Below are 26786 nucleotides of genomic sequence, written 5' to 3'. Positions count from 1 at the left end.
TCAACAGGCTCGGAGCGACGGATATCCTCCGGTCCAGCCGGGCTGAACCGGAGGCGGACAATATCCTCAGGCGCCGCCGTCGGCGTCGATGATGGCCTTGGCGAAGGCTTGCGGCGCTTCCTGCGGCAGATTGTGGCCGACGCCGCCGGTGATCAGGCGAAACTCGTATCGGCCTGAGAACTTCTTGGCATAGGCGCTCGGCTCGGGATGGGGTGCGCCGTTGGCATCGCCCTCCATCGTGATCGTCGGCACCTCGATCTGCGGAGCTGCGGCCAGCTTCTTTTCGAGATGCTCGTATTTTGCCTCGCCCTGGGCGAGCCCGAGCCGCCAGCGGTAATTGTGGATCGTGATCGCGACATGATCCTTGTTGTCGAGCGACGCTGCGCTTCTGTTGAAGGTGGCGTCGTCGAACTTCCACTGCGGCGAGGCCAGCTTCCAGATCAGCTTGGCGAAATCATGCGTGTACTTCTCGTAGCCGGCCCGGCCGCGCTCGGTCGCGAAGTAGAACTGGTACCACCATTGCAGCTCGGCCGACGGCGGCAGCGGCATATTGCCCGCAGCCTGGCTGGAGATCAGATATCCGCTGACCGACACCAGCGCGCGGCACCGCTCCGGCCACAGCGCGGCGATGATGTCGGCGGTGCGTGCACCCCAGTCGAAGCCGGCGACGACGGCCTTCTTGATCTCGAGCTTGTCCATCAGCGCGATGATGTCGGACGCCATCGCGGCAGGCTCGCCATTGCGCGGCGTCTCGCTGGAGAGGAAGTGCGTCGAGCCGTAACCGCGCAGATGAGGGATGATGACGCGATAGCCGGCCTGCGCCAGGATCGGTGCGACCTCGATGAAGGCGTGAATGTCGTAGGGCCAGCCGTGCAGCAGGATCGCCACCGGACCGTTCGAGGGACCCGCCTCGGCATAGCCGACATTGAGGACGCCGGCTTCGATCTGCTTGATCGCGCCGAAGGACGCATTCGACCCTTGAGATCGCTGCGGTTCGGTCTCGGCACGAGCGAACGCGATCATGCCGATACCGGCGGCGGCAGCTCCGGTGGCGATGCCGAGAAACTGGCGGCGGTGCTGATCAATGATCCGTTTCATGATGGTGTTACCTTGTCGTGGTTGATGATGGTGCGTCAGATCAGCGCGACCGTGACGTCGATGTTGCCGCGGACGGCCTTGGAGTAGGGGCAGGTTTGATGCGCTTCATCGATGATGCCGCGTGCGATCTCGGGGTCGAGACCCGGCAGGCTGACATTGAGGCGCGCCCTCAGCGCGTAGGCGCCCTCGTCGAGCACGAGATCGATCTCCGTATCGATCGCGCTTTTCCTGGGAAGGGTCACCTTCTGCTTGCGCGCGGCGAGTTCCATGGCGCCTTCGAAGCAGGCCGACCAGCCGGCCGCAAACAATTGCTCGGGATTTGTGCCGATGCCGGCCCCGCCCGGCGGCGACAGCTTGACGTCGAGGCGACCGTCGGAACTGCGCGATATGCCGTCGTGCCGGCCGCCGCTGGTGTGGGTCCGGGCCGTGTAGAGCAGTTTTGCCGTGTGCGTCATGAAGAGCTCCTTGCCGTCGCGCAAACTGACTAGCAGCGACGCGCTCCGGAGACCCGTTTGGACTTGTGAGAAGTTGTGAGGCCGGCGCAGAAGGTGTTGCGAGGCCTGCAAACAAGGTCTGAGGCCGATGCAACGCAGGCCTTGCGGGATGGCTGCCCTCTGGCTATCCGGTTCGCAAATGAGCAAGATTTCGCGATGACCACGCCGACCGGGCCAAGACTCTCGTTCGGACCATTCACCGTGGCGCCACATGAAAGGCTCGTGACGCGCGACGGCGTCACAGTGCCGCTGGGTGCGAAGGCGTTCGACGCGCTGATCGCACTGATGTCGCGGCCGAACGAGGTCGTCAGCAAATGGGATCTGATGGCGCTGGTGTGGCCCGGCATCACCGTCGAAGAGGCCAATCTGCGCTTTCACATCGCCGCCCTCCGCAAGGCGCTCGGCGACGGCAAAGACGGCGCGCGATACATCACGACGCTCTCCGGGCGCGGCTATTGCTTCGTGGCACCGATCTCGCACACGCAGCTTCAGGCGGCGCGGCGCTCGTCCCCGCCGATGGAACTGCCGCCGGTCAAGCTGCCGAATCGGCTGCAACGGATGATCGGGCGCGACCAGGCGGTCGCCACCATCTCCGACAAGCTTCTCACCTCGCGCTTCGTCACGATCGTCGGTCCGGGCGGCGTGGGCAAGACTGCCGTCGCGGTGGCGATCGCCCACGACCTGCTCGCGACGTTCTCCGACGCCGCACATTTCGTCGACCTTGCCGCGCTCAGCGATCCCGATCTCGTGATCACCTCGATCCTGTTGATGCTCGGCTTACCGGCCGAGACCGACGATCCCCTGCCCGCGCTGCTCGCGCATGTCAGGGACAAGCGGATGCTGCTCATCCTCGACAATTGCGAGCATGTCATCGCCGCGGCGGCACCGCTGGCTTCGGCGATCTTCCACGCTGCGCCTGATGTGCACATCCTCGCCACCAGCCGCGAAGCCCTGCGCGTCGAGGGCGAGCAGGTCTATCGATTGGCACCGCTCGCCGTACCGCCTGATAGTGCCGGGCTGAGTGCGGCGGCTGCGCAGACCTATCCCGCGCTTCAGCTCTTCATTGAACGGGCGACCGCTGGCGGCGCGCAGATCGCGCTCGACGATACCAACGCCGCGACTATCGCGAGGATCTGCCGCAACCTTGACGGCATGGCCCTGGCGATCGAGCTCGCCGCAGGCCGGGTCGAAGCTTACGGCCTGGAGCAGACGGCCGCGCTGCTCGACGAGCGTCTCAATCTGCTCTGGCAGGGCCAGCGCACCGCGCCGCCGCGGCAGAAGACGTTGCGGGCGACGCTGGACTGGAGCTACGGGCTGCTGTCCGACATCGAGCGCCTCGTCCTCCGCAGGCTGGCGGTCTTCGCAGGTCACTTCACCATCGACGCCGCCCTCGAGGTCGTCCCGGATGAACGTGCCGACCGCTCCCATTTGTTCGATGCCATCGACAGTCTCGTCGCCAAATCGATGGTCGCGCCGCGGCCGGTCGGCGCCATGATGCGCTACCGTCTGCTCGATACCACGCGCGCCTATCTGCTCGAGATCGAGCCGAACGACGCCGCGCTCGCCGCCCGCCACGCGGCCTACTACCGGCGATGGCTGGAGCAGGCCGGCAGCACTTGGGCGGCAACGCCGAACGCCGACGAACGGGCGATCCACTTCTCCGCGCTCCACAACGTGCGCGCCGCGCTGGACTGGTGCTTTGGCACGGGCGGCGACGCCAGCGCCGGCATCACGCTCGCCGCCGCGGCAGCGCCGATCTTCCTCGCGATGTCTCTTCTGATCGAATGCCGGCGCTGGTCGGAACGGGCACTGCTTGCGATGACCCCGTCCGCACGCGGCAGCGCCGATGAAATGCACATCCAGGCCGCCCTCGGGCTGACCCTGATGTTCACGCGTGGCGGCAGCGAGGCGGCGCGCGTGGCTTTGAGTAGGAGCCTTGCGATCGCCGATGCGCGCGGCGACGCGCCGAACCAGCTGCAGCTGCTCGGCCGCATGCATATCTTTCACGAACGGATGGGGCAGTTCGACGCAGCGCTTGGTTATGCGCAGCAGAGCCTTGCGGTCGCGCAGCCGCTCGGCGATCCCGGCTCGATCGTCCTCGCCCATTCGCTGCTCGGGGTTTCGCTGCATCTGGCCGGCGAGCACCGCGACGCGCTGAAGATGCTCGAGGTCGCATGCCAAGGGCCGGGCGCGGAACGAACCAGCACCATTCATGGCTTCGATCACCGCAACCGGGCCGGCATCACGCTGGCGCGCGAACTCTGGTTGCAGGGCCGTCCCGCGGACGCGCGGCAGCTGGCGCAACAGACGGTGACTGAAGCCGCGCAAATGGAGCATCCGATCACGCTCTGCATCGCGTTGATCTGGGCGGTCTCGATCTCGCTCTGGGACGGCGATCTCGACGGCGCCGAGCAGAGCATCGACCAATTCATCGCGCATGCCGAATCTCGCTCGATGGGTCCCTATCTCGTGGTGGGCCGCGGCGTGAAAGGCGAACTGGCGATCCGTCGGGGAGACGCCGCGCAAGGCGTCGATACGATCTTCGCTTGCCTACGCGAGCTCCACGAGGCCGGCTACGAACTGCTCACCACGACCTTCAACATCGCGCTGGTTCAAGGCTTGTTGGCGCTTGGACAGATCGAGCAGAGTGCGCGCCTGATCGACGATGCGATCCGCCTCGTCGATCAGGGCGGCGATCATCTCTACATGCCCGAATTGCTGCGGATGAAAGGCAGAGTTCTGTTGTCGCTGCCCGAGCCCGACGCCGAGCAGGCACAAGCCCACCTCATGCAATCCCTGGATCTCAGTCGCCGGCAAGGCGCCACGGCCTGGGAGCTGCGCGCTGCGATCGATCTCGCCGGGCTGTTTGCCGGACGCGGGCGCCGCGACGAGGCGAAGCGATGGCTCCAATTGGCGCTCGAAGGCTTTGCCGAGGGCTCCGAAACGGCGGATACGAGAGCGGCCAGCGTGCTTCTGACCACGTTGTAGCGGATCACCCCGTCGGCGTGCCCTGCTTCCACTGGCCGCCGGCGATCTTCGCCGCGGCGATCACCGCTTGCGTCCGGCTCTCGACGCCGAGCTTCTGCAGGATCGCCGAGACAGGGGCCTTGATGGTGGCCTCGGAGACACCAAGCTCGTAGGCGATCTGCTTGTTGAGCAGTCCCTCCGACAGCATCATCAGGACGCGAACCTGCTGCGGCGTCAGCGTCACCAGGCGGTCGCGCAGGCGGGTCATGTCGGGATCGGCGGCGACGGACAGATCGGTATCGGCGGCAGCCCAGACGTCGCCCTCCATCACCTTGAGGATGGCGTCACGCAAGGTCTCGACCCCGAACCGCTTCGGGATGAAGCCGGACACGCCGAAATGCCTCGGTTGACGTCCCTCAGTTCTTGGGCTGCCCGAAATCGATCAATGGTGGCGGCAGCTCGACGTCCGGAATCTCGATCTTGATCTTCTCCAGATCCACCTTGGTCGGGGCGTCCAGCAACCCGGTGACAGTGATCGGGAATGCGATCACGACCGCAACCATGATCGCCTGCAGACCGATCCACGGCACCGCGCCCCAATAGATGTCTGAACTCTTGACTTCCTTCGGCGCCACGCCGCGCAAATAGAACAGCGCGAAGCCGAAGGGGGGATGCAGGAAGGAAGTCTGCATGTTCACGCACAGCATGATCCCAAACCAGATCAAGGCAGCATCCGCGCCGACGACAGGGGTGAGGAGCTTGAGGGCGGTCGGCGCGACCATGGGGACAATAATGAAGGCAATCTCGAAGAAGTCGAGGAAGAAGGCGACAAAGAAGATGAACAGATTGATGAAGATTAAGAAGCCCCACACACCGCCCGGCAACGATGTCAGCATATGTTCGAGCCAGACGCCCCCGTTGCAGCCGAGAAAGACAATCGAGAAACAGGTCGATCCAATGAGGATAAAAGTCACCATGCAGGTGATGCGCATGGTGGTCTCATAACCCTGCTTTACCAGCAAGCGCAGGTCGGGAATCCTGATTACCTCGAGACACAGCCAGGCCACTGCCAAATAGGCAGTCGCGAACGCAATCTTGAACGGCAGATTCGGCGTGAAGTAGATGCCGATGATGGTGCCGATTCCGGCAGCGGCGACGCCGACGAGCAAGACCTTGTGACCGGCCGAGCTGAAATCCTTGTGATGGATGACGGCGAGGACGATTGCGCCGACGGCGCCCATCGCGCCCGCTTCGGTCGGCGTGGCGAGGCCCAGCATCATCGTGCCGAGCACCACGAAGATCAGAACGGCGGATGGAATGATGCCTAGAAGGCATTTGCGCCAGAGCGCCCAGCCCTTGAGCGTCCTCGCTTCCTTGGGCACCGCCGGGACATGGCCCGGCTTGACGATGCTCAGAACGAAGGTGTAGCCCGCGAACAGCGCAATCTGGAGGATCGATGGCCCCCAGGCGCCCAGATACATGTCGCCCACTGACTTGCCGAGCTGGTCCGCGAGCACGATCAGAACCAGCGAAGGAGGCACCAGCTGCGTTATGGTGCCGGAGGCCGCGAGCACGCCGGTGATGTAGCGCACGTTATAGCCGTAGCGGATCATGACCGGCATCGAGATCAGCGCCATCGCGATCACCTGCGCGGCCACGGTGCCTGTGATGGCACCGAGGATGAAGCCGACGATGATCACGGAATAGCCGAGACCGCCGCGAACGGGGCCAAACAGCTGCCCCATCGAATCCAGCATGTCCTCTGCGAGGCCGCATCGTTCGAGGATCGCGCCCATGAACGTGAAGAATGGGATGGCCAGCAGCAGCTCGTTGGCCAGAACGCTGCCGTAGATGCGCTCCGGGATCGCCTGGAGGAAGCTGAACTCGAAAAATCCCAAGTGGATCGCGAGAAATCCGAACGAGAGCCCGAGGGCGGCCAGCGTGAAGGCGACCGGAAAGCCGATGAGCATCGCCAGAACAAGTCCGCCGAACATCAGCGGCGGCATCATCTCGATCGTGATCATTGGGTCGGCCGCTCGTATTTCGCATCGATGGTGACTTCACCGCGCAAGGCGGCGGCGCGCTTGATGACCTCCGAGATACCTTGCAAAGCCAGCATGAAGAATCCGGCCGGCAGCACAAATTTGATCGGCCAGCGCATGAGGCCGCCGGCATTGTTGGACATTTCGCCGATGACGAACGAGTTGTAGAACATCGCCCAAGACAGGTAGCTGAGGAGCAGGCAGGCCGGGACGAGGAAGACCAATGTCCCGATCAGGTCCAGCCACAGCTGGCCGCGTTCGGAGAGCATGAGATAAAGGATCTCGACGCGGACGTGCTCGTTGCGCTTGAAGGTGTAGGACGCGCCGAACATCACGACGACGGCGAACATGTACCACTGCGTTTCGAGCCAGCTGTTCGAGCTGTAGCTGAAGGCGTAGCGGATCATCGCATTCACAGCGCTGACCAGACAGGCCGCGAGCACCAGAATGTTGCAGACGCTGCCGACCTTTTCGTTCAGCCAGTCGATCGCCGTACTTATCGCCAACAATGGGCGCATTGCAGACTTTTCCCCGCTCGCTGAGTGATACCTCCAAGCAGGCAGGATCATGCCGACGCAATAGCTGTCGTCCACGCCCATGCGGAAGTTAGGTCACCCTCCCGACGCTTCCGCCCGTTCTTATTGTCGGTTTTTGACGAGCCATGGTTAGGTCTCGCCCGCCGCGTGAAGCAAGGCACCTTTACCGCCAGCCTATTCCGGGTCAACAGCAAAATGGACAGTTTACCGCGCCGGCATCTAAAATGGCGTCGCAGTGCTTAATTCGGTTGACCTGCAGGGCTGCGGACAACACGATCGTCGGAGGACCGCCTCCAACGAGCTACAGCGAGGGCAAATTTCGTGGTCGGCGCATTCCTGGTCGTTTTTTCAGTAGTCCTTCTCTGGTTCTTCCTGCCTCACAACGGACAGTCACATCAATGGATGGCGTTGCCGTTCTTTGACACAGGAATTCCTAAGGCGATCGTCATGTCCTACTCAGCTGGTCTGACGATGGTGATCGACCGCATCTGCTGACCTTTTGATCTTGTGTGGGTCGCAGAGGCGCGACTAGCCCTCGACATCGTACTGCTTGCAGAGGTGATCCCCAATCTGGACAAGCATGGCAACGCATTCAGGATAGCCCGGCCGATCAGAGGTCGCCTGATCAGCGCTGGCCCGAAACTCCCAGGATTTCCCGTCGCGGAGGACGGAAATCGTGATTCCATCGGGACAGTCGGCGTGGACCTTCAACTCGGCTCTCGCCATGGCGATCAGTTCGCTTTCAGATTTTACGGGCTTGCTCATTCGTTGGCCCCTAATCTGCTAGCGAACAACCCCAGCGGCATCATCGTCGCTCGGCATCACCCAATCGAGGGCGAGCAAGCAAGCTTCCAGCAGAACGAAAGCAACAAGGCCGCCAACCAGACCGAAAAAGACGATGGAAAAGGTCCCTAGTAAAAGCGCACAGAAGACATCTGCAAGCACCTTAGACGTGCGATCGGATTGGGTCTGGTTGGCTGCGAAGTACGGCATCTTCATCCTTCGGAGTTTGCCCCCAACTTAGCCACATCTACCATTGGCGGTCTATTCCAAACGACGGCTTAGTGGTCCAGCTAATCCATCGATCGAAATGCCCACAACGGGTCAAAACCGCCGAAGCTCTCATCGCACCGAATGATTGCGCTCTGCCGCGAGCCCGGACATCCACCAGTTAACGCGCAAACGCTACCCCGTCGGCGTGCCCTGCTTCCACTGGCTGCCGGCGATCTTCGCCGCGGCAATCACCGCTTGCGTCCGGCTCTCGACGCCGAGCTTCTGCAGGATCGCCGAAACGTGGGCCTTGATCGTGGCTTCGGAGACGCCGAGCTCGTAGGCGATCTGCTTGTTGAGAAGGCCCTCCGACAGCATCATCAGGACGCGAACCTGCTGCGGCGTCAGCGTCACCAGGCGGTCGCGGAGGCGGGTCATGTCGGGGTCGGCGGCGGCGGACAGGTCGGTATCGGCGGGAACCCAGACGTCGCCCTCCATCACCTTGAGGATGGCGTCACGCAAGGTCTCGACCCCGAATCGCTTCGGGATGAAGCCGGACGCGCCGAAATCGAGCGAGCGGCGGATCGTGGCGCTGTCGTCGGAGGCCGAGACGATCACGACCGGAATCGCCGGATATTGCGCGCGCAGATAGATCAGGCCGGAGAAGCCGGAGATCCCGGGCATGGAGAGGTCGAGCAGGACCAGATCGACCTCGGAGGTCTGCTCCAGAAGCTTGGTCAGATCCTCGAAGGTTCCGGCCTCGTCGATCCGGGCCGACGGGAGAACGCCCGCCACCGCCTGCCGCAGCGCATCGCGGAACAGGGGATGATCATCGGCGATGACGAGATTGGGTGTTTGCATTGGCTGTTGCAGTCATCTGTTCCGCAGGCCGACGAAAGATCGGGAAAGAAGTTCAACTCGTTGCTGATCAAGCAGCAATTGGCGATTGTTTACTGACTGGAGCCGTCTTGCAAGGCAACCTTCCGCCCGTAGTCGCAAGGCAGTTAATCACAGGGGCGAACCAATTGATGTTGCAGCGCAAAAAAGCCACTGACGGGTCTCATCAGTCCCTGAACAGCAGGTCCCGGGTCAACTCCTCGATCACAGCGACCGCTTGAAGCGCTGCCCTCAATCGCTCGCGATCACGGGCCGACAATGGCTTGACCAGCACCGCATTGGAGGGCGGCGTCCCCTGCGCCACATCCGCAATCTGTTGCGACACGATCAGCTCCAGAAAGATACCATGGGCCTCGTCGAGCGCATCGAGATCAGTCTCGCCACGGCCAACCAGGGCCTTCACGCCCGCGAGGCGTTGCGATGTCGATCGGCCCATCACATGGTAAAGGATCGCCATCGCACGCGCCGCAGCGACCAGGCCGAACAGCCCTGCCGCCTTGAGGTCGATGCGACCGCCGTCAGTGCGAATGCCGCCGAAGAATTTCAGGCTCGCAGGGACGCTGATCCCTTCGACCAGAAGCTTGGCGAACGCGACCTGCCCCTCGGCTGCCGCGAAAGCCGCCTGCCTGACCGCGACGGCAAGGCTGCCGTCGCCATGAACGCCCCGGAGATCGAAGAAGATATCGACCGACAGCAGATCCTTGGGACTGGAGCGGCAGACCCAGTGCTCGATGCGGTCCCGCCACGTTGCAACCGAGCCGCGCCAGGGTGGGTTTTTCGCCATGACGCCCCCCTTGCAATAGGGCACACCGGCCTCGTGCAGAATATCTGCAACGTGCACTGCGAACGTCTCAAACCAGCGATCCTCGTCGCCTCCCGGCTCGCCTTGCGCGAAGATCACGGCATTGTCCTGATCCATCGCCAGCAGGCTTTCGCCGCGCCCGGCAGACCCGAGCACGATCAGCGTGTATGGCCTTGGGGCCGCGCCCCGACCGCGATCCCGCATGATCCGCTCGGCGATCACAGCGGCCTGACGGGTGAGGGCGCAGAGCTCGCTGGAGATCACCTCCGCAATCTGACGCCCGGTCAATCCTTCCGCCAGGAGCACCTCCGCAACCCGCGGCAGCTTCGCCCAGGCCAGCGCCAATGCCTGCGTATCCGCGGCATCCTCGATCTCGTCGCCGAGCGATATGGCCTCCCCTGCCCGCAGACGCAGCAGGTCCCGCGCGGACAACGCACCGACCACCCGGCCGGCCTCATCGACGACGCCGAGATGGCGGGTCTTGAGGCGATTCATCCGGCCAATCGCGCGATAGACGAGCGCGTCCTCGGGAATCGCCGCCAGCGGCCTGCTCATGATGCGGTGCACCGGCAGCTCCAGCGCGGGGGCACCGAGCCGGGCGATCGCCCGCAGCACGTCACGCTCGGTAACGATCCCGGCCTCGACGGCCTTGATATCGTCGGCGGCCGCATCCGCCGCACCGACGTACACAGCCGATATTCTCTCGCTGGTCATTCGCGCCAGGGCGTCGCTCACCGAAACGTCCGGACCGACGAAAATGACGGGATACCGCATGATGTCGCGGTTGCGGTGGCGATAGGCGTAGGCGTCGAACCGCTTCAGCGTTTGCTCTGCATCGATACGGGCCGTCGCTTCGACCGGCTCGACCCAACCCATCCGCACCTGATCGTCGAGCACCGTGGTGAGCGCGCGACAGACCTGCTCGGCCTCCGCAACGGTCCGGATGCCGTGCTCGCGCAGCCTCGGCAGCAGCGCCAGGAAGATCCGTGCCGTCGTGATCGCATCGCCGAGAGCGGAGTGCCGGCCGGCCACGTCAATGCCAAGCCAGGCCGCAAGATTCTCCAGCTGGTATCCGCCGAGGTCCGGCGCAACGATCTCCGCAAGCAGTCTGGTATCGAGCGTTCGAGGCCGGGACCATGGCAATCCCGCCAGATCGCATTCGCGCTTCAGGACGGCCAGATCGAAACCGATCATGTGCCCGATGACGACCGCCCGGCCGAGGAATGCCTCGAAACGCGGCCACACATCCAGGAATAGCGGCGATTCAGCGACCATGGCATCATCGATGCCGTGAATGCGCGTCGTTTCGGCGGGGATCGGTTGGTCGGCCGGACGCAGCAATTGAACGAATGAACCGCCATCGACCAGCTTTCCGGCCGACAGACGCACGCCGGCAAGCTCGATCACCCGCGCCTTGCGCGGATCGAGCCCGGTCGTTTCGGCATCGATGACAACGGCGTCGAGCGACAAAAGCGGGGCAGCACCACTCGTCGTATCCATCGTCCTCCCTCGGAAGGCCCGGACCGTGCGATGCCGGCCGGCAAGCCGGGCATTGGCAGAGGCCGGGCGATCCTACGCCAGCAGCCTGGTCACGGCAGCTGCATCGATGCGATCGACCAATTCGTCATGGATGTTGCACAGGCTGACACGCAGGTAATTGCGGATCGTCTCGAAATCCCGTCCGCGCAGTTTTTCGTGGATCGGCATCATCGCAAAATAGGTTTCCGCCAGCGGCTCGGGAATGTCCATCACGCGCTTGGGCGCATGCCCGCCAACGAGGTCGAGCCTCTGCTCCAGCTCGCGCCGGGCCTCAAGCCAGGCGTCCTCGCCGAGCGACGGCGGCACGGGGTAACGGTCGAAAACCGAGAGGACGACGAGGATCATCTGGTCGAGAACCGCCCGGCGCTGCATGCCGGCATGTGGGCGCAATACCCCCTCGACCATCTCGCCGACCATCGCAAGCCCGAGCGGATAAGCCTGCCAGCGCGACCGTTCGACGGCTTGTGCAAAGCCTTCCTCGGCAAACAGCACCTTGGCGTAATGGCCAGCGCGGGCACGCGAATACTCGTAAATGCCCTTTTGCACGATGAATGCCGACTGCGCGTCGATGAAGTCGGCAAGCGCCTTGCGATCGCCAATCGGCGGCCGGGGACGAAAGAACCCTTCGAACAGCTTCATTTGCCTAACCTGCCAGATCGTCCGGTGCGTTCGGCAAGGGCAGCATCTGGAAACTCCATGTTTCAATGCAGCATCGCTATTAGCAGCTGCAACAAATTTTCCCGCCGAAAGTATAATAAGCCTTGGTAACCTGCAGTGTTAGCCTCAGCTCGCTTCCAATCGGCAAAAGATCGACGGAAGCGGCGGCGCGGGGGACGCCGCAGTTGTGGGATTGCAATCCCTCGACCGTTCAATTCCGGCGCATTGGCGAACCGGCTCTTGAGGGAGGATTGCAACCCATGATCGACTCAACAAATCTGAAAGAGAGAGAAGTAGCGCACTGGGCGAAGACCTCGCGCCTGATGTTCACGCATCTCGGCATCTGGTTCTTCTTCGGCTTCATCATCCATATGTTCGTGGATCCCCTCAACAAGATCGTCATCCCGATCCTCGGTTTTCCGCTCGGCTTCTATATGGCGGCGCAGGGGTCGCTTATCGTGTTCGTGGTGATGCTGTTCGTGTTTGCGAAACAGCAGGACAGGATCGATCGCGAATTTGATTTTGCTGAGGACGATTGAGGGGAGGAGACGGACCATGGCCACGGAAGCCACGACAAGCACTTCGGACTTCATCAAGAATCTGGGCAAGATGTACGGCACCTACACGGGTGGGTTCCTCGCATTCATCCTGTTGCTTGCATTTCTCGAGCAGGCCGGCGTTCCCAACAAGATCCTGGGCTACCTGTTCGTGTTCTTCACGCTTGCGGTCTACGCCATCATTGGCGTCATGACGCGAACCGCGCAGGTCTCGGAATACTACGTCGCCGGCCGGCGCGTCCCCGCTTTCTACAACGGCATGGCAACGGGCGCCGACTGGATGTCGGCGGCATCCTTCGTCGGCATGGCCGGCACCCTGTTCCTGCTTGGCTATGACGGCCTCGCCTGGGTGCTTGGATGGACTGGCGGATTTGTGCTGGTGTCGATCCTGATCGGACCGTATCTGCGCAAGTTCGGTGCCTATACGGTGCCCGACTTCCTGTCGTTCCGTTACGGCGGCAACTTTGCCCGAATTCTCGGTGTGATCGTGCTGGTTGCCTGCTCCTTCACCTATGTGACGGCGCAGATCTACGGCACCGGCCTTATCGCATCGCGATTCCTCGGCATGCAGTTCGAGCTTGCGGTGTTCGCGGGCCTGGTCGGCATCCTGCTTTGCGCCATGCTCGGCGGCATGCGCGCGGTGACGTGGACGCAGATCGCGCAGTACATCGTTCTCATTATCGCCTATCTGACGCCGATCGTGATCCTGTCCACCATGAAGTATGGAATTCCGCTTCCGCAGCTCACCTACGGACAGGCGATCGCCGACATCACCGCGCGAGAGCAGGGGATGCTGGCGTCGGGTCTGGCGACAGCCGCGGCGCTCAAGCCGCATATTCAGCCGTTCATCAACTATAGCCCGCTCAACTTTTTCGCAATCATCATGTGCATGATGGTCGGCACGGCTTCGCTGCCGCATATCCTGATGCGCTATTTCACCACGCCGTCAGTGCGTGAGGCGCGCCAGTCCGTGGCATGGTCGCTGCTGTTCATCTTCCTGCTGTACTTCTCGGCGCCGGCTTACGCGGCTTTCTCCAAGCTGGAGGTCTATACCAACATCATCGGCAGGGACCTGACGGCAATCCGCCCATGGTTATTCACCTGGGGTGAGCTTGGGCTGATCCAGATCTGCGGCAAGAACGCGGCCAGCATTGATGCTGTCGTTGCGGCCTGCAAGGCGATTGCCGGACATCCCGGCGTGGTGCGGCTGCAGGACTTCGTCATCAACACGGACGTGATCGTGCTATCGACGCCGGAAATCGCGGGCCTTCCGTATGTGATTTCGGGTCTCGTGGCGGCCGGCGGTCTCGCCGCCGCCTTGTCCACCGCTGACGGGCTGCTGCTCGCCATCGCGAACGCGTTGTCGCACGACATCTACTACAAGATGATCGACCCGAACGCGCCGACCATCCGCCGCCTCACGGTGGCGCGTGTTCTTCTCGTGGGCGTCGCCGTGGTCGCGGCTGCGACGGCAGCTACCAAGCCGGCGGACATCCTGGCCATGGTCGGCTGGGCATTCTCGCTTGCAATGGCGGGCAACTTCCCGGCCCTCGTGATGGGTGTCTGGTGGAAACGCACGACGGCGGCCGGTGCGGTCTGCGGCATCATCGCCGGCTTCGGGCTCTGCTTGTTCTACCTCGTGACCACGCGCTACTTCCCGGGTGCGGGCGTGAAGTACTTCGGCATGACGTCGCTGCTCAATCCGGCCACCGGTGCGCCGCTGGTCGATATCGCCAAGGCGATGGCGCTGCCCAACGCCATGGAGAGCTTCCCGACGCTCGCGCACCCGCTGGCCAACAAGGTCGGCTGGTTCAACCTTACCAACATCGCCTGCGGACTGCTCGGAGCCCCGCTCGGCTTCCTCGTCATCTATGTCGTCAGCCTGCTCGGCAGGGAGCCGTCGAGGGAAATGCAGGCCTATGTCGATGACATCAGGAGGCCGCGAGGCAGGACGGTGCTCGAGGAAAAGACTACCTGAGGCATCGCAGCGCCAAAGTCGCCAGACGGGGCCCCCCTTGGGCCCCGTCTTTGTCTTGTCTGAAATGCCAGTCTTGTCGGGACACAATGCCCTTGCCATTGTCGCACAAGATGCCGATTGAGGATTGAGCTGCCGGTCGCGAGGAGAAGCGTCCTTGGACACAACGTCACTAGCCGCATACTGGTACTTCCACTTGCCCAATTTCCTGCTGGCGGCATTGATGTACACCTTGCTTGGCCGCGTCCTGCTGGGTCTGATGGTCGATGCGGACTCGCCGAACTACATCTGGCGATTCTTTTGCCGAATCACCGATCCCGTCGTAGCGGCCGTCGCGGTCGTGACACCGAGGGTAACTCCTCCGGTCGTACTGTGGCTGTTCGGCTTCGTCTGGCTGTTCTGGCTGCGCGTCGCGTTTCACTACACATTGCTGTTGTTCAATCTCGCCCCTCGGCTCGGCGGAGCGGCCGGATGAGCCGCAACTACTATTTCGTAGCAATTGCGTTTTTCGGAATGATCAACGGCATATTCAACCAGCTGGCGCTGATCTTCACACTCCTTTACGTGCAGATGCTCGCCGGTCCGCTGCTGTTTGGAAATCTGTCCCTGACGCTGATGTTCGCCTCGCTGATGGTCTCGACCGCCACAGTCATTCTTGGCGGAATCCCGGCGGCGATCTATGAGCGGATCACCGGCACCGCCGAGTCGAACAATGTCTCGCTGTGGCTGTGGCTTGCCGGCACCGCGATCCTCGCGCTTCCGGCCGTCGGGAACTTTCTCCATATCGGACTGTAGCCGTTCATCGCATGGTTGAGCACCGCTTCTGCCGGCGCTAGGCTGGGCTCAGTTCCCTCAATCGATGTGGCTGATCAATTTCGATCGACGGAGTAGCGGCTCATGGAAGAGGTGCGCCGTATCGCCTATGCGATTGTGCTGCGCGCTTGCGGGTTCGCCTCGTTAGCCATCTTCTGCGTCATGATCGGCCTGTCCTTCCTCCCGCGTGCCGCGTTTCAGGCGGGAGGTTTTCTCAGCATGACAATGACGCTTGTGCTCGCGTTCAAGGCCCGCGAAGCCCGAACCAAGGATCACCGCCGGACCGAGATGTGGCTTTATCTTCCCAAGGAGCGCCGTCCGCCTCAAGCTCATGCGCAGCAAACGATCTCAGCAGTCATGCGGGAAACCTATCTTCTGTTCGCGTGCTGGACCGCGATCATTTCCATCGTGATGTGGACGATCGCGTTGGCCTTATCCTTCATTGGACTTTAGTCTAGACTTCAGAAGGCGCGAGCAACCATTTGCGCCAAAGATTGGCATTGGTGCCTATCCTGAAAGCGGGAGGCGCGGACCAGAAGACCACCACCGAAGCCGAGATGCGGCTGTGTCTTCCAAAGGAAGAACGCCGGCTCCAGTCGCATCCGCAAGAAACAATCTCGACACTGATGCGAGAGATCTATCCTGGCATTTGCGCGCCGACTACGCTGGTGTCCATGGTGATGTGGACCGTCGCACCGGCTTCCCGGTTTTTCTGCAGATCGGCGACGGTATTTCGCTCCTGCACCCTGTCGCTCTTTGCCAGGATAGCTTCGCGATCCTTCCGATCCCTGACAATTTTTTAGGCGCACTCGCTCCTTGCGTCTCATCCAAAAGTCGGTTCGAGCCGAAAGTACTATTGGGCCGGACGCGGCAAGCATGTAAGTGCTCACCTTGATTAATTGCGCGCCTTTATGGCGCGGATCAGTTTTGAATCCAAAAAAGCAAGCGGGAGCGAATCGGAATGACGACAATGGCTGTGTCTCAATCGAGCGCGCAGGGGATGACGAAGGACGAACGGTTCGTCATTCTCGCCTCCTCGCTCGGTACCGTCTTCGAGTGGTACGACTTCTATCTCTACGGCTCGCTGGCCGGCATCATCGGTGCGCAGTTCTTCTCGGCCTATCCGCCGGCAACCCGCGACATCTTCGCGCTGCTGGCGTTTGCCGCCGGCTTCCTGGTGCGCCCGTTCGGCGCGATCGTGTTCGGCCGTGTCGGCGACATCGTCGGCCGCAAGTACACCTTCCTCGTCACCATCCTCATCATGGGCCTGTCGACCTTCATCGTCGGCCTGTTGCCCAACGCAGCCACCATCGGCATCGCGGCCCCGATCATCCTGATCATCCTGCGTCTGGCCCAGGGCCTGGCGCTCGGCGGCGAATATGGCGGTGCGGCGACCTACGTCGCGGAGCACGCGCCGAACGGCAAGCGCGGCTTCTACACCTCCTTCATCCAGACCACGGCGACCCTCGGCCTATTCCTGTCGCTGCTGGTGATCCTGTTCACCCGCACCGCGCTCGGTGAGGCCGATTTCGCGGCGTGGGGCTGGCGCATTCCGTTCCTCGTCTCCGTGCTGCTGCTCGGCATCTCGGTCTGGATCCGGCTCCGCCTCAACGAATCGCCGATCTTCCAGAAGATGAAGGAAGAGGGGAAGAGTTCGAAGGCGCCGCTGACGGAAGCCTTCGGCAATTGGCAGAACGGAAAGCTCGTGCTGCTCGCCCTGCTCGGCGGCGTGATGGGCCAGGGCGTCGTCTGGTACACCGGCCAGTTCTACGCGCTGTTCTTCCTGCAATCGATCCTGAAGGTCGACGGCTACACCGCCAACCTCCTGATTGCGTGGTCGCTGCTGCTTGGCACCGGCTTCTTCATCGTGTTCGGTGCGCTCTCCGACAAGATCGGCCGCAAGCCGATCATCCTCGGCGGCTGTCTGATCGCGGCCCTCACATTCTTCCCGATCTTCAAGATGATCACGTCCAACGCCAACCCGGCGCTGGAAAAGGCCATCGAGTCGGTCAAGGTCGAGGTGGTGGCCGATCCCGCCGGCTGCGGCGATCTGTTCAACCCGGTCGGTACCCGCGTCTTCACCGCGCCTTGCGACACCGCACGCGCCTACCTGTCGCAATCGTCGGTCAGGTACACGACGAGTTCGGGTCCGGCCGGCTCGGGCGTGAAGGTCGTGGTCAACGGCAAGGACGTGCCCTACACCAACGCCAAGGACAGCAACCCGGCGGTTCTCGCCGCGGTGCAGGCGGCTGGCTATCCCAAGGCGGGTGACACCGGCATCGTGAAGATGTCGCATCCGTTCGACGTCTTCCGTCCGCAGCCGGCGGCGATCATCGGTCTGCTGTTCGTCCTGGTCCTGTTCGTGACCATGGTGTACGGCCCGATCGCGGCGATGCTGGTCGAATTGTTCCCGACCCGCATCCGCTACACCTCGATGTCGCTGCCCTACCACATCGGCAACGGCTGGTTCGGCGGCCTCCTGCCCGCCACCGCCTTCGCCATCGTGGCCTCGACCGGCGACATCTATGCCGGTCTGTGGTACCCGATCATCTTCGCCTCGATTACCGTGGTGATCGGCTTCCTGTTCCTGCCGGAAACCAAGGACGTCGACATCAAGGCGACCTGATCGCAGCAGCAATCGACGACACCAACCGGCCGCGGTCTCCGCGGCCGGTTTTGCTTTGTGTGGTTCTTGCTTGGACGCGTTTTCTTCACGCGAACCGGTACCCACTTCGCTCGAAAACGCTCTACCGGTTGCTGCCGATGAATTGCAGCACGATCTCACGGCGGTGCGGGCGGCTGCGATGCTCGATCAGATAGATCGCCTGCCAGGTGCCGAGCGCGAGCCTGCCGTTCAGGACCGGGACCTGGAGCGAAGTCTGCGTCAGCATGGTCTTGATGTGGGCCGGCATGTCGTCGGGTCCCTCGGTATCATGGGTCCACCCGGCGTTCTCCGGCGCGAGCCGCGACAGTGCCGTGGTGAGATCGACCAGCACGGAGGGATCGGCGTTCTCCTGGATCGTCAGCGAGGCCGAGGTGTGGCGGATGAACAGCGTCAACGCGCCCTCACCCGCGTGCGCCTCGGCGATGAATCTCGCGGCCTCGCTGGTCAGATCAGTGAAGCCGCGGCCAGGCGTCTGCACGGTGAGCAGTGTCGATGTGACGGTGGTTGCCTGCTCGGACGATGGTGCGGAGCGGGTGACGGATCTGGCTGATGTCATGGAGGGGCCCGCATCAGATCTTCCCCGACACGTCTTTCTGCACGCGGTTGGCCATGTCGATCAGCCGCCGCCAGGCCTTTTCCAGGAACGTCATCATGCGGTCGACGTCCTGCTCGCTCGGCAGCGGGATCTCGATCTTGCGCTCGCCCTCGGCGACCTTGGGCTCGGGTTTCCTGAGTGGATCGGATTTCGGCAGCGCCTCGTCGATCTTGCCCGATACCGTCGGCCCCGCCGCGAGCTGTGCCTTCAGCCGCTCGACCTCGGCCTGGAGCCTGCCGATCTCGGTGTCGAGCGCAGTCCGCTCGTCGGGCACCGCATAGCAGGCCCAACCGGCGCCGTTCCTGGTGCAGGTCGACACCGTGCCGGTGCGCGTGTCGAGCCGCAGCACGCCCTCGGGGATGGGCGTCATGCTGTAGCGGCCATTTTCGCCGTCGGGCGCAGATTGCGCGGCCACGAGGCCGCCGCTGACCACCATCACCGCGGCCGCCGCCGCGAGCCATGATGTCGTGGATGACGTCGCAGGTCTCATCATTGTCTCCGCCCCGGCACCGCTGCGGCTGCAATTGTACACCCCCAGCCGGCAATCCGCCGCCAAAAAGCCGCCCCCGAAATCAACGAACACGGCGGCTTCTTTGATCCCGCGAGCGCGGCGAAAGCACGGCTGCGTCCGCCGTTCGCAAGCAGACCTGCTGCGGTGCGGCGTCACGCTGTGTGCAGCGCTGCTGTGCGCGTCAATATCATCAAGTAAATCAAATACATAATCGGAAGCGACGCAATCGTGACTTGGCTTGACTTGATTATGGGCCATCAGTATGGTCCGCGCGGCTTTTGAGGGTGACGGGCGCAATTTCCATTCAGCCGCAGCGTTTCGGGTCTTCGTTGCATGACACAGGGCACGGGACACGGCGAGGATGGAGATCGCGATAGATCGCCCGAGGAAGCCGCGCTTTCCGATCGGCTCGGAAATCTTGATCAGCGGTTGTCCGAATTTCGCGACCGCCGGGCCAAGACCGAGCAACCCGCAGGTGACGATGGAGACAAAGCGGCCAGAGCCTCGGCGATGGCGCTTGGTTTCCGACTATCCTCGGAGTTGATCGCCGGCGTCGCTGTCGGAGCGGGGATTGGCTGGGGGTTCGACCACTTGCTGTCGACGTCGCCTTTCGGATTCATCGCGTTCCTGCTGCTGGGCTTCATCGCCGGCGTGGTGAATGTGGTGAGAACGGCAGGCGCGGGTCCGAACAGGCGCGGTGGTTCGTAATTGGCCTAGCCGGGTTAACTGTCGTGCCGCTCGCCGGCACAGCCGGCCGACCAATCTTCACTGGTCGGCTTGTCCAGCAGACGAGAGATGCCGCGCGGATGAAAATCGACCCGATCCATCAGTTCAACGTCGAACCGCTCTTCACGATCGGCCGTATCGGCGATCACACGATCGCCTTCACCAATGCCTCTCTCTACATGTTCGTCGCGGTGGGGATCATTGCGCTGCTTCTGCTCACCAGCGGCAAGCAGCTGGTTCCGGGGCGTCTGCAGTCGGTGGCCGAGCTCTCCTATGAGTTCGTGGCCAGCATGATCCGCAGCACTGCCGGAGCGGATGGCATGCGGTTCTTCCCGCTGATCTTCTCGCTGTTCATGTTCATCTGCGTCTCGAACCTCGTAGGCATCGTTCCGTACACGTTCACCGTGACGAGCCATCTCATCGTCACTGCGGCGCTGGCGCTGCTGGTGTTCTTCACGGTCCTGATCTACGGCCTCTACAAGAACGGCCTGAAGTTCCTGAAAGTGTTCGTCCCCTCGGGCGTTCCGGGCTACATCCTGCCGCTGGTCATGGCGATTGAGGTGCTGTCGTTCTTCCTGCGGCCGGTCTCGCACAGCGTTCGACTGTTCGCGAACATGCTCGCCGGCCACATCGCGCTGAAGGTGTTCGCCGGCTTCGTTGCCATGCTCGGCGCGTCTCTTGGCGTGGTCGGCTGGATCGGCGGGATCATGCCGCTGGCGCTCGCCGTCGCGCTCACCGCGCTCGAACTGCTGGTCGCGTTCCTGCAAGCCTATGTGTTTGCGATCTTGACCTGTATCTACCTCAACGACGCCATTCACCCTGGACACTGAGTGATCCGGGTGCTTTTCCACCCACACCTGTCTTTCTTCCAAGGAGTCAAAAATGGATCCGCAAGCAGCTAAGTTTCTCGGCGCGGGCATCGCGTGCATCGGCATGGGCGGCGCCGGCATCGGCGTGGCCTTCATCTTCGGCAACTATCTGTCCGCAGCCATGCGCAACCCGGCAGCTGCTCAGGGCCAGTTCGGCAACCTGATCTTCGGCTTCGCCGTGACCGAAGCGCTCGGCATCTTCTCGCTGCTGATCGCTCTGCTGCTGCTGTTCGTCCCGCTCTGAACGCGTTTCGCGCCGCTTCCTGGTGGGAGGCGGCGCGTCTGACAGCAACAGGAGAACTCCATGGCTGAAAGTCATGGCGGCGCCAAAGGTACCGGCGCTCACACGGAGGCCGATGGCGGTCACCACGGCGGTGGCTTTCCGCCTTTCGAGAGCAGCACCTTTGCTTCGCAACTGGTGTCGCTCGCGATCGCCTTCGTCGCGCTGTATCTGATCGTCTCCCGGTTCGCGCTGCCGCGTGTCGGGGGTGCGATCGAGGCGCGTCAGAACAAGATCGAGGGCGATCTCGCCGAAGCGCAGAAGCTGAAGGACCAGTCCGAGGCGGCGCTCAAGGCCTATGAAGGCGAGCTCGCGTCGGCGCGCGCACGTGCACAGGCGATCGGCAACGAATCCCGCGAGAAGGCGAATGCGCAGGCGGAAGCCGAACGCAAGGCGCTGGAAGAGCAACTGTCCGCCAAGCTCACCGAGGCGGAGAAGACCATTGCCTCGACCCGCGCGACCGCCATGAGCAACGTCCGCGGCATCGCGGCCGATGCAGCCGGCACCATCGTTCAACAGCTCACGGGCGTCGTTCCGGATGCAGCGTCGGTCAATGCCGCCGTTGACGCGACCTTGAAGGGTTAGTCTCGATGTTCTTCACACCTGAGTTTTGGGTCGCCGTCGCCTTCGTGATCCTGATGGTGATCTTCGCCTATGTGGGGGTGTTCAAGACGGCGATGTCGGCGCTCGATCATCGCGCCGCTCGTATCAAGGCCGAGCTGGACGAGGCGGCGCGCCTCAAGCAGGAGGCCACCAAGGTGCTCGCCGACTACAAGGCGCGCACTGCCGGTGCCGAGCGCGAGGCCGCCGACATCATCGCCAACGCGAACGCCGAAGCGGAGCGCATCGCAGCAGAGGCCAAGGCGAAATTGGAAGATTTCGTCACCCGCCGCACCAAGACCGCCGAGGGCAAGATCGCACTCGCCGAGGCTCAGGCTCTAGCGGACGTCCGGGCAGCCGCCGCGGAAGCCGCCGTGCAGGCTGCCTCCACGATCCTGTCGCAGTCAGTCAAGGGCCAGATCGCCGACGACCTGCTCGCCAAGGGCATCAACGAAGTCAGGCAGAAGCTGAACTGAGGGATTTGCCTTACCCAATCAAAAAGCCGGCGCGACGAGCGCCGGCTTTTTTGTTTGTGCTGGTCTCTCGTGTCCCGGACGCGGTGCAGCGTGCAACGCTGCTCCGCAGAGCCGGGACCCAGCATGCCGCGGCGTGGGCCCCGGCTCTGCGTCGCACCGCACCGGACGATACGCTTCACATCGCCGGGAGCGCTGCGCCGCGTCCGGGGCACGAGACCTTGAACTGAAGCTACTTCTTCCTCGGCTTAGCCTTCTCCGGCGAGAGCGCCTGCGGGTCGAAGCCGACATAGAAGATGTAGGTATCGGCAACCGCGGGCGCCGGCACCGGATAGGCCAGATCCTCGGCGACGAAGGTGAAGGGCACGCTGCCGCCTTCCGACATCGCCACCGTGGTCCGGTAGGCCTTCGAGGCGATCACCTTCTCGCCGACGCCGCCCTGCACGACGGCGATGCGCAGCGGCACCTCGACGGAGGCAGGCGCCCCGGCGGGGCCGGCGATGACACGGCCCTGGATGCCGATCCGGGCCGTGATGCCGGCACTGCTGCGCAAGCATTCGCGCGCCATCTTGGTGATCGAGGCCTGGAAGCGGATGTCATTGCCGACCGCCGGCTTGCCGCTGGCGCCGACCGCGTAGGTCGAGGCGCCCGCGCGCACCGTGACCTGCGGGCAATCGAGGTCGTCTTCGGCCGGCTGCCCGGGCGCAGGCGCCGGCTTCGGCTCCGCCGGCTCGTCGGACTTGCCGCCGAACAGGCTCTTGAAGCGGTCGGTCAACGACTGCGCCGCCACCGGCGAGACGGAGGCGAGCCCGACCGATAATGCCAGCACGACCGCTGCGCCCCGCCGCAACCTCGTCCGCGATGACCGAAGCTCCTGCACCATCAACACCCGTACTCCATGACAATGTTCCGGCCGGGTTATATCGCCAATATCGGCGAACCCAAGGCGGCAAAAAGGGATTAGGCCGCATCCATCAGGCTGCTCAGCCGCGGAAGTCCTCGTGCAGCAGGCCGAACAGCAGGTGATCCTGCCAGACCCCGTTGATGCAGAGATAGCGGCGCGCCAGGCCCTCGCGCGAGAAGCCGCACTTCTCCAGCACCCGGATCGACGGCGCATTGGTCGGGATGCAGGCGGCCTCGACCCGGTGCAGATTGAGCTCGCCGAACAGCGTCGGCAGCAGCACCCGCAGTGCGGCCGTCATGTAGCCGCGGTGGGCATAGGGCTGGCCGACCCAATAGCCGATGGTCCCGGCCTGCACGATGCCACGCCGGACATTGGCGAGCGTGATGCCGCCGACCAGGGCGCTGTCGAGCTCACGGAAGATCAGAAAGGGATAGGAGCGGTCCGCGGCGATATCTTCGGCATAGCGGCGCAGGCGGCGGCGGAAGCCGGAGCGGGTGAGATCGTCGGACGGCCAGATCGGCTCCCAAGGCGTCAGATAGTCGCGGCTGGTCTCGCGCAAATGAGCCCATTGCAGGAAGTCGGTCATTTGCGGCGCGCGCAGGAGCAGCCCGTTGCCGCGCGGCGCCAGGGCGGCGGGTCCACTGGTTGGCAGGCGAAAGAGGGCCATGGTGATGCTTCCCGGGGCGAGGCCCGCGCGCGGCTCCTAATGCAGCCGCGCCTTGGCGCGCGCCCGTGTCAATCCTTCCGCAAAAGACACCGCCGTGTCCAGACCCCTGCCGCTGCCCAATGCGACGACCGCAGGCCGGCTGCGCGACAGCAGCGCACGGGCCGCGTCCCGGGTCGATTCGATGCTGACGGCGTCGATCCGGGCGACCAGTTCCTGCACTGTCTGCGGGCGCCCATAGGCCAGCACATGCCGGGCGAGCTGCTCGGCGCGGGAGGAGCAGCTCTCCAGCGCCATCAGCAGACCCGCCTTCATCTGTGCCTTGGCCCGGGCGATCTCGGCGTCGGTCAGCGTCTCCACCGATTCGTTCATGATGTCGACCACGACCTCCATCATCTCCGGTGCGTCGGCGGGATCGGTGCCGGTATAGAGGCCGAAAAAGCCGGTATCGGTGTAGGGCGCGTGGAAGGTGTAGATGGAGTAGCAGAGGCCGCGCTTCTCGCGCACCTCCTGGAACAGGCGCGACGACATTCCGCCGCCGAGGACATTGGTGAAGACCTGCAGCGAGAACAGCGAAGGATCGGTCTGCGGCACCCCCTCGAGCGCCAGCGTCAGATGCGCCTGCTCAAGCTCGCGATGCACCACCTTGGCGCCGCCCTGGCCGAACCGAGCGGCCTGCGGCTTCGGCCCGGGCGTCCCCTCGAAGCTCGCAAAACGCTTTTCGACCTCCGCGACGACTTGGCCGTGATCGACCGCCCCGGCCGCGGCCACCACCATGTCGGGCCCGCGATAATGCGTCGACAGATAGCCGCGCAGCATGTCGCGGTTGAAGGCGCGCAGCGTCTTGGCGGTACCGAGCAGCGAACGGCCCATCGGCTGGTCGGGATAGCAGAGTTCGTTCAGATGCTCGAACACGACGTCATCGGGCGTGTCCTGCGCGGCACCGATCTCCTGCACGATGACGTTCTTCTCGCGCTCCAGCTCGTCGGGCTCGAAGGCGGGGTTGGCAAGGATGTCGGCGAGCACGTCGAGCGCGAGCGGCACGTCGGCCTTCAGCACCCGCGCGTAATAGGACGTGGTCTCGGTCGAGGTGCCGGCATTGAGGTCGCCGCCGACCGCCTCGATCTCCTCGACGATCTCGCGCGAGGAGCGCCTGGTCGTGCCCTTGAACGCCATGTGTTCCAACAGATGCGAGATGCCGTGCTCGTTCGGCTTCTCGTCGCGTCCGCCGACGCCGGCCCAGACGCCGAGCGCCGCCGTCTCAAGGTGGGGCATCTCGTCGGTGACGACGGTGAGGCCGGAGGCAAGCTTGGACATCTCGACGCTCATCCGGCAACTCCCTGCTTTGCGGCGCGGCTGGCGGACAGCACGAACCGCTCGAGCTCGACCTGATCGTTCTTCATCACCCTCATGTGTTCGGATTTGGTCATCAGCCCGTCGAGCCAGGCCGGCAATTGCGGCCGCTGGCCGCAAGCCGCCTCGACGGCGTCGGGGAACTTGGCCGGATGGGCGGTAGAGAGCACGATGCTCGGCACCCTAGTATCGGTGGTGTCGCGGTCCGCGACGGCGAGCGCCACGGCGGTATGAGGATCGACCAGCTCGCCTGCTTCGCGCCAGGCGGCGCGGATCGCAGCCGCAGTCTCGGTCTCGTCGGCGCGCCCGGCATCGAACTCCTCGCGGATCGCGGCGAGTGTCGCATCGGGTAGCACGAAGCGGCCGGACTGCTTCAGCTGTTCCATCAGGCGACGCACGCCGGCGCCATCGCGCCGGCCGGCCTCGAACAGCAGCCGTTCGAAGTTCGAGGAGATCTGGATGTCCATCGACGGCGATGCCGTCGCGTGCACCTCACGCACCTCGTAGATGCCGGTCTTCAGCGTGCGCGCCAGGATGTCGTTGACGTTGGCGGCGATGCGCAGGGTGCGCACCGGCAGCCCCATGCGCTTGGCGACGTAGCCGGCGAAGATGTCGCCGAAATTGCCCGTCGGAACGACGAAATCGACCGCGCGCGCCGGAGCACCGACCGCGACGGCGGAGGTGAAATAGTAGACCACCTGCGCGACGATGCGCGCCCAGTTGATGGAATTGACGCCGGAGAGCGAGGTCGCATCGCGGAAGCGATGGTTGTTGAACATCCCCTTCACGAGCGCCTGGCAGTCGTCGAAGGTGCCTTCGATGGCGAGCGCATGGACGTTGGCCGCGCCCGTCGTGGTCATCATCCGCCGCTGCACCTCGGAGATGCGGCCGTGCGGAAACAGCACGATGAGATCGACGTTCTCGAGGCCCGCAAAGGCTTCGACCGCGGCGCCGCCGGTATCGCCTGACGTCGCGACCACGATGGTGGTGCGCTGGCCGCGCTTTTCGAGCACATGGTCCATCAGCCGCGAGATCAGCTGCATCGCCACGTCCTTGAAGGCGAGCGTCGGACCGTGGAACAGCTCCAGCACGAACTGGTGCGGGGACATCTGGCGCAGCGGCACCACCGCAGGATGGCGGAAGGTGGCATAGGCCTCGTTCGCCATGCGCCCGAGCTCGGCGTCGGAAATCTCGCCGCCGGCGAAGGGACGAATCACGTCGACCGCGACCTCCCAATAGGGGCGGCCGAAGAAGCCGGCGATCGTCTCGCTCGGAAGCTGTGGCCACACCGCAGGCACATACAGGCCGCCGTCGCGGGCAAGCCCGGTCAGCATCACGTCACAAAAGCCGAGTTCGGGGGCTTCGCCCCGGGTCGAGATATAGCGAGTCAAACTGCCCTCCAAAGGCGGCCGGGCCCTAAGCTCGACCCTTAAGCCTTTGATTTTACGTAATTACTTGTCAACAGCCGGTGGCTTTGAACCACCATAGAGTGTTTTGCGGCATCGGGAAACCGCTTCCGACCTACCCCTCGCCCAATGAAAAAGGGCTGCGGCATTGCCGCAGCCCTTCTCTTGGAAGGTCTGTCGTTGTGTGCAGACCGGTTGCCTCATCGGGGTCGCCGACCCCTCAAAACTGTTCCGGCAAGCTTTCGTCGCCTGTCACGAAATCGTCAAGTCCAAACCCCGCGCGCGTCGAAAATGTTCCTATTTTTCCCGATCCGGGCTCTGGTTCGTTTTGGCAATTGCAGCCAAGTCCTGTCAGTGATCCTTGCCCCTGAAC

28 protein-coding genes and 1 pseudogene are annotated in these 26786 nt (G+C 63.5%); 13 read left to right on the top strand and 16 right to left on the bottom strand.

What is annotated here, in order from left to right; genetic code table 11:
• Nucleotides 1-66 precede the first annotated feature (66 nt).
• Together ABIA45_RS30720 and ABIA45_RS30715 are read right to left on the bottom strand one after the other, a co-directional pair.
• Nucleotides 67-1098 carry an alpha/beta fold hydrolase gene (locus ABIA45_RS30720; protein ID WP_404654678.1) on the bottom strand — a complete coding sequence of 344 codons (1032 nt, stop codon included), beginning with the start codon at nt 1096-1098 and terminating at the stop codon, nt 67-69.
• Nucleotides 1099-1133: 35 nt separating this feature from the next.
• Nucleotides 1134-1553 (bottom strand): organic hydroperoxide resistance protein, encoded by a 420-nt coding sequence (locus tag ABIA45_RS30715; RefSeq protein WP_404654677.1) that lies wholly within the window; start codon nt 1551-1553, stop codon nt 1134-1136.
• Nucleotides 1554-1748: 195 nt separating this feature from the next.
• Between ABIA45_RS30715 and ABIA45_RS30710 the strand changes: the two genes are divergently transcribed.
• Complete coding sequence (locus ABIA45_RS30710; protein ID WP_404654676.1) at nt 1749-4580, top strand: ATP-binding protein; 2832 nt, start codon at nt 1749-1751, stop codon at nt 4578-4580.
• Nucleotides 4581-4584: 4 nt separating this feature from the next.
• Here the strand turns inward: ABIA45_RS30710 and ABIA45_RS30705 are convergent.
• The 3 genes and pseudogenes from ABIA45_RS30705 to ABIA45_RS30695 form a co-directional block, all read right to left on the bottom strand.
• Nucleotides 4585-4956, bottom strand: a pseudogene (locus tag ABIA45_RS30705) (LuxR C-terminal-related transcriptional regulator); the annotation flags it as partial.
• Nucleotides 4957-4975: 19 nt separating this feature from the next.
• A complete protein-coding gene (locus ABIA45_RS30700) occupies nt 4976-6583 on the bottom strand; it encodes a TRAP transporter large permease subunit (protein WP_157285649.1) in 1608 nt (535 codons plus the stop codon).
• Nucleotides 6580-7119, bottom strand: coding sequence for a TRAP transporter small permease subunit (locus tag ABIA45_RS30695; protein WP_157285650.1), 540 nt, complete (start codon nt 7117-7119; stop codon nt 6580-6582). The genes ABIA45_RS30700 and ABIA45_RS30695 overlap by 4 nt, the downstream gene beginning before the upstream one ends.
• Before the next feature lie 339 nt (nt 7120-7458).
• Between ABIA45_RS30695 and ABIA45_RS30690 the strand changes: the two genes are divergently transcribed.
• Nucleotides 7459-7632: a hypothetical protein gene (locus ABIA45_RS30690; protein ID WP_404654675.1), complete on the top strand. Its 174-nt coding sequence runs from the start codon at nt 7459-7461 to the stop codon at nt 7630-7632.
• Nucleotides 7633-7665: 33 nt separating this feature from the next.
• On the opposite strand, the gene ABIA45_RS30685 is transcribed toward ABIA45_RS30690, so the two are convergent.
• The 5 genes from ABIA45_RS30685 to ABIA45_RS30665 all read right to left on the bottom strand — a co-directional run bounded on the left by ABIA45_RS30685 (nt 7666) and on the right by ABIA45_RS30665 (nt 12004).
• Nucleotides 7666-7902 (bottom strand): hypothetical protein, encoded by a 237-nt coding sequence (locus ABIA45_RS30685; protein ID WP_271546222.1) that lies wholly within the window; start codon nt 7900-7902, stop codon nt 7666-7668.
• A gap of 18 nt (nt 7903-7920) precedes the next feature.
• Entirely contained in the window at nt 7921-8130 is a 210-nt protein-coding gene (locus ABIA45_RS30680; protein WP_157285652.1) for a hypothetical protein, read from the bottom strand.
• Nucleotides 8131-8322: 192 nt separating this feature from the next.
• Nucleotides 8323-8988, bottom strand: a complete 666-nt coding sequence (locus tag ABIA45_RS30675) for a response regulator transcription factor (RefSeq protein ID WP_157285653.1) — start codon at nt 8986-8988, stop codon at nt 8323-8325.
• Between the two features lie 202 nt (nt 8989-9190).
• The gene (locus ABIA45_RS30670; RefSeq protein WP_404654674.1) at nt 9191-11326 is read right to left on the bottom strand and encodes a DUF294 nucleotidyltransferase-like domain-containing protein; all 2136 of its coding nucleotides are present in this window, start codon (nt 11324-11326) and stop codon (nt 9191-9193) included.
• 72 nt (nt 11327-11398) lie between these two features.
• Nucleotides 11399-12004, bottom strand: coding sequence for a hypothetical protein (locus ABIA45_RS30665; RefSeq protein ID WP_404654673.1), 606 nt, complete (start codon nt 12002-12004; stop codon nt 11399-11401).
• 278 nt (nt 12005-12282) lie between these two features.
• Between ABIA45_RS30665 and ABIA45_RS30660 the strand changes: the two genes are divergently transcribed.
• The 6 genes from ABIA45_RS30660 to ABIA45_RS30635 all read left to right on the top strand — a co-directional run bounded on the left by ABIA45_RS30660 (nt 12283) and on the right by ABIA45_RS30635 (nt 17993).
• Nucleotides 12283-12561 carry a DUF4212 domain-containing protein gene (locus ABIA45_RS30660; RefSeq protein WP_404545470.1) on the top strand — a complete coding sequence of 93 codons (279 nt, stop codon included), beginning with the start codon at nt 12283-12285 and terminating at the stop codon, nt 12559-12561.
• A gap of 16 nt (nt 12562-12577) precedes the next feature.
• Entirely contained in the window at nt 12578-14557 is a 1980-nt protein-coding gene (locus ABIA45_RS30655) for a sodium:solute symporter family protein (protein WP_157285657.1), read from the top strand.
• Nucleotides 14558-14711: 154 nt separating this feature from the next.
• Nucleotides 14712-15029 (top strand): YggT family protein, encoded by a 318-nt coding sequence (locus ABIA45_RS30650; RefSeq protein WP_157285658.1) that lies wholly within the window; start codon nt 14712-14714, stop codon nt 15027-15029.
• Entirely contained in the window at nt 15026-15349 is a 324-nt protein-coding gene (locus ABIA45_RS30645) for a hypothetical protein (RefSeq protein ID WP_404654672.1), read from the top strand. The genes ABIA45_RS30650 and ABIA45_RS30645 overlap by 4 nt, the downstream gene beginning before the upstream one ends.
• A gap of 102 nt (nt 15350-15451) precedes the next feature.
• Nucleotides 15452-15820, top strand: a complete 369-nt coding sequence (locus ABIA45_RS30640; protein WP_157285660.1) for a hypothetical protein — start codon at nt 15452-15454, stop codon at nt 15818-15820.
• A gap of 547 nt (nt 15821-16367) precedes the next feature.
• Nucleotides 16368-17993 (top strand): MFS transporter, encoded by a 1626-nt coding sequence (locus ABIA45_RS30635; RefSeq protein WP_275501471.1) that lies wholly within the window; start codon nt 16368-16370, stop codon nt 17991-17993.
• 121 nt (nt 17994-18114) lie between these two features.
• On the opposite strand, the gene ABIA45_RS30630 is transcribed toward ABIA45_RS30635, so the two are convergent.
• The gene (locus ABIA45_RS30630; RefSeq protein ID WP_404654671.1) at nt 18115-18588 is read right to left on the bottom strand and encodes a secondary thiamine-phosphate synthase enzyme YjbQ; all 474 of its coding nucleotides are present in this window, start codon (nt 18586-18588) and stop codon (nt 18115-18117) included.
• 13 nt (nt 18589-18601) lie between these two features.
• Nucleotides 18602-19117, bottom strand: coding sequence for a hypothetical protein (locus tag ABIA45_RS30625; RefSeq protein ID WP_275501304.1), 516 nt, complete (start codon nt 19115-19117; stop codon nt 18602-18604).
• 354 nt (nt 19118-19471) lie between these two features.
• On the opposite strand from ABIA45_RS30625, the gene ABIA45_RS30620 reads away from it, so the two are divergent.
• From ABIA45_RS30620 to ABIA45_RS30600, 5 genes are all read left to right on the top strand, one after another.
• Nucleotides 19472-19846 (top strand): AtpZ/AtpI family protein, encoded by a 375-nt coding sequence (locus tag ABIA45_RS30620; RefSeq protein ID WP_035996624.1) that lies wholly within the window; start codon nt 19472-19474, stop codon nt 19844-19846.
• A gap of 98 nt (nt 19847-19944) precedes the next feature.
• The gene (locus ABIA45_RS30615) at nt 19945-20694 is read left to right on the top strand and encodes a F0F1 ATP synthase subunit A (protein WP_404654670.1); all 750 of its coding nucleotides are present in this window, start codon (nt 19945-19947) and stop codon (nt 20692-20694) included.
• A gap of 52 nt (nt 20695-20746) precedes the next feature.
• On the top strand, nt 20747-20977 hold the full coding sequence (locus ABIA45_RS30610; RefSeq protein ID WP_008541273.1) for a F0F1 ATP synthase subunit C: 231 nt from the start codon (nt 20747-20749) through the stop codon (nt 20975-20977).
• A gap of 60 nt (nt 20978-21037) precedes the next feature.
• Nucleotides 21038-21598 carry a F0F1 ATP synthase subunit B gene (locus ABIA45_RS30605; protein WP_404545466.1) on the top strand — a complete coding sequence of 187 codons (561 nt, stop codon included), beginning with the start codon at nt 21038-21040 and terminating at the stop codon, nt 21596-21598.
• A gap of 5 nt (nt 21599-21603) precedes the next feature.
• On the top strand, nt 21604-22089 hold the full coding sequence (locus ABIA45_RS30600) for an ATP F0F1 synthase subunit B (protein ID WP_035996616.1): 486 nt from the start codon (nt 21604-21606) through the stop codon (nt 22087-22089).
• Nucleotides 22090-22318: 229 nt separating this feature from the next.
• Here ABIA45_RS30600 and ABIA45_RS30595 read toward each other — a convergent pair whose 3' ends face one another.
• The 4 genes from ABIA45_RS30595 to thrC all read right to left on the bottom strand — a co-directional run bounded on the left by ABIA45_RS30595 (nt 22319) and on the right by thrC (nt 26398).
• A complete protein-coding gene (locus ABIA45_RS30595) occupies nt 22319-22969 on the bottom strand; it encodes a hypothetical protein (protein WP_260347528.1) in 651 nt (216 codons plus the stop codon).
• Nucleotides 22970-23069: 100 nt separating this feature from the next.
• Nucleotides 23070-23657, bottom strand: a complete 588-nt coding sequence (locus ABIA45_RS30590) for a GNAT family N-acetyltransferase (protein ID WP_404654669.1) — start codon at nt 23655-23657, stop codon at nt 23070-23072.
• Nucleotides 23658-23693: 36 nt separating this feature from the next.
• Nucleotides 23694-24983, bottom strand: coding sequence for a pitrilysin family protein (locus tag ABIA45_RS30585; protein WP_036040217.1), 1290 nt, complete (start codon nt 24981-24983; stop codon nt 23694-23696).
• On the bottom strand, nt 24980-26398 hold the full coding sequence (gene thrC / locus ABIA45_RS30580) for a threonine synthase (protein WP_275501311.1): 1419 nt from the start codon (nt 26396-26398) through the stop codon (nt 24980-24982). The genes ABIA45_RS30585 and thrC overlap by 4 nt, the downstream gene beginning before the upstream one ends.
• Between the last annotated feature and the right edge of the window lie 388 nt (nt 26399-26786).

Source organism: Bradyrhizobium sp. USDA 336 (assembly GCF_044908355.1).
GTDB classification, from domain to species: Bacteria; Pseudomonadota; Alphaproteobacteria; order Rhizobiales; family Xanthobacteraceae; genus Bradyrhizobium; species Bradyrhizobium yuanmingense.
The sequence above is the reverse complement of the archived record's forward strand: the minus strand, read 5'-3'. Positions and strand labels throughout refer to the sequence as shown.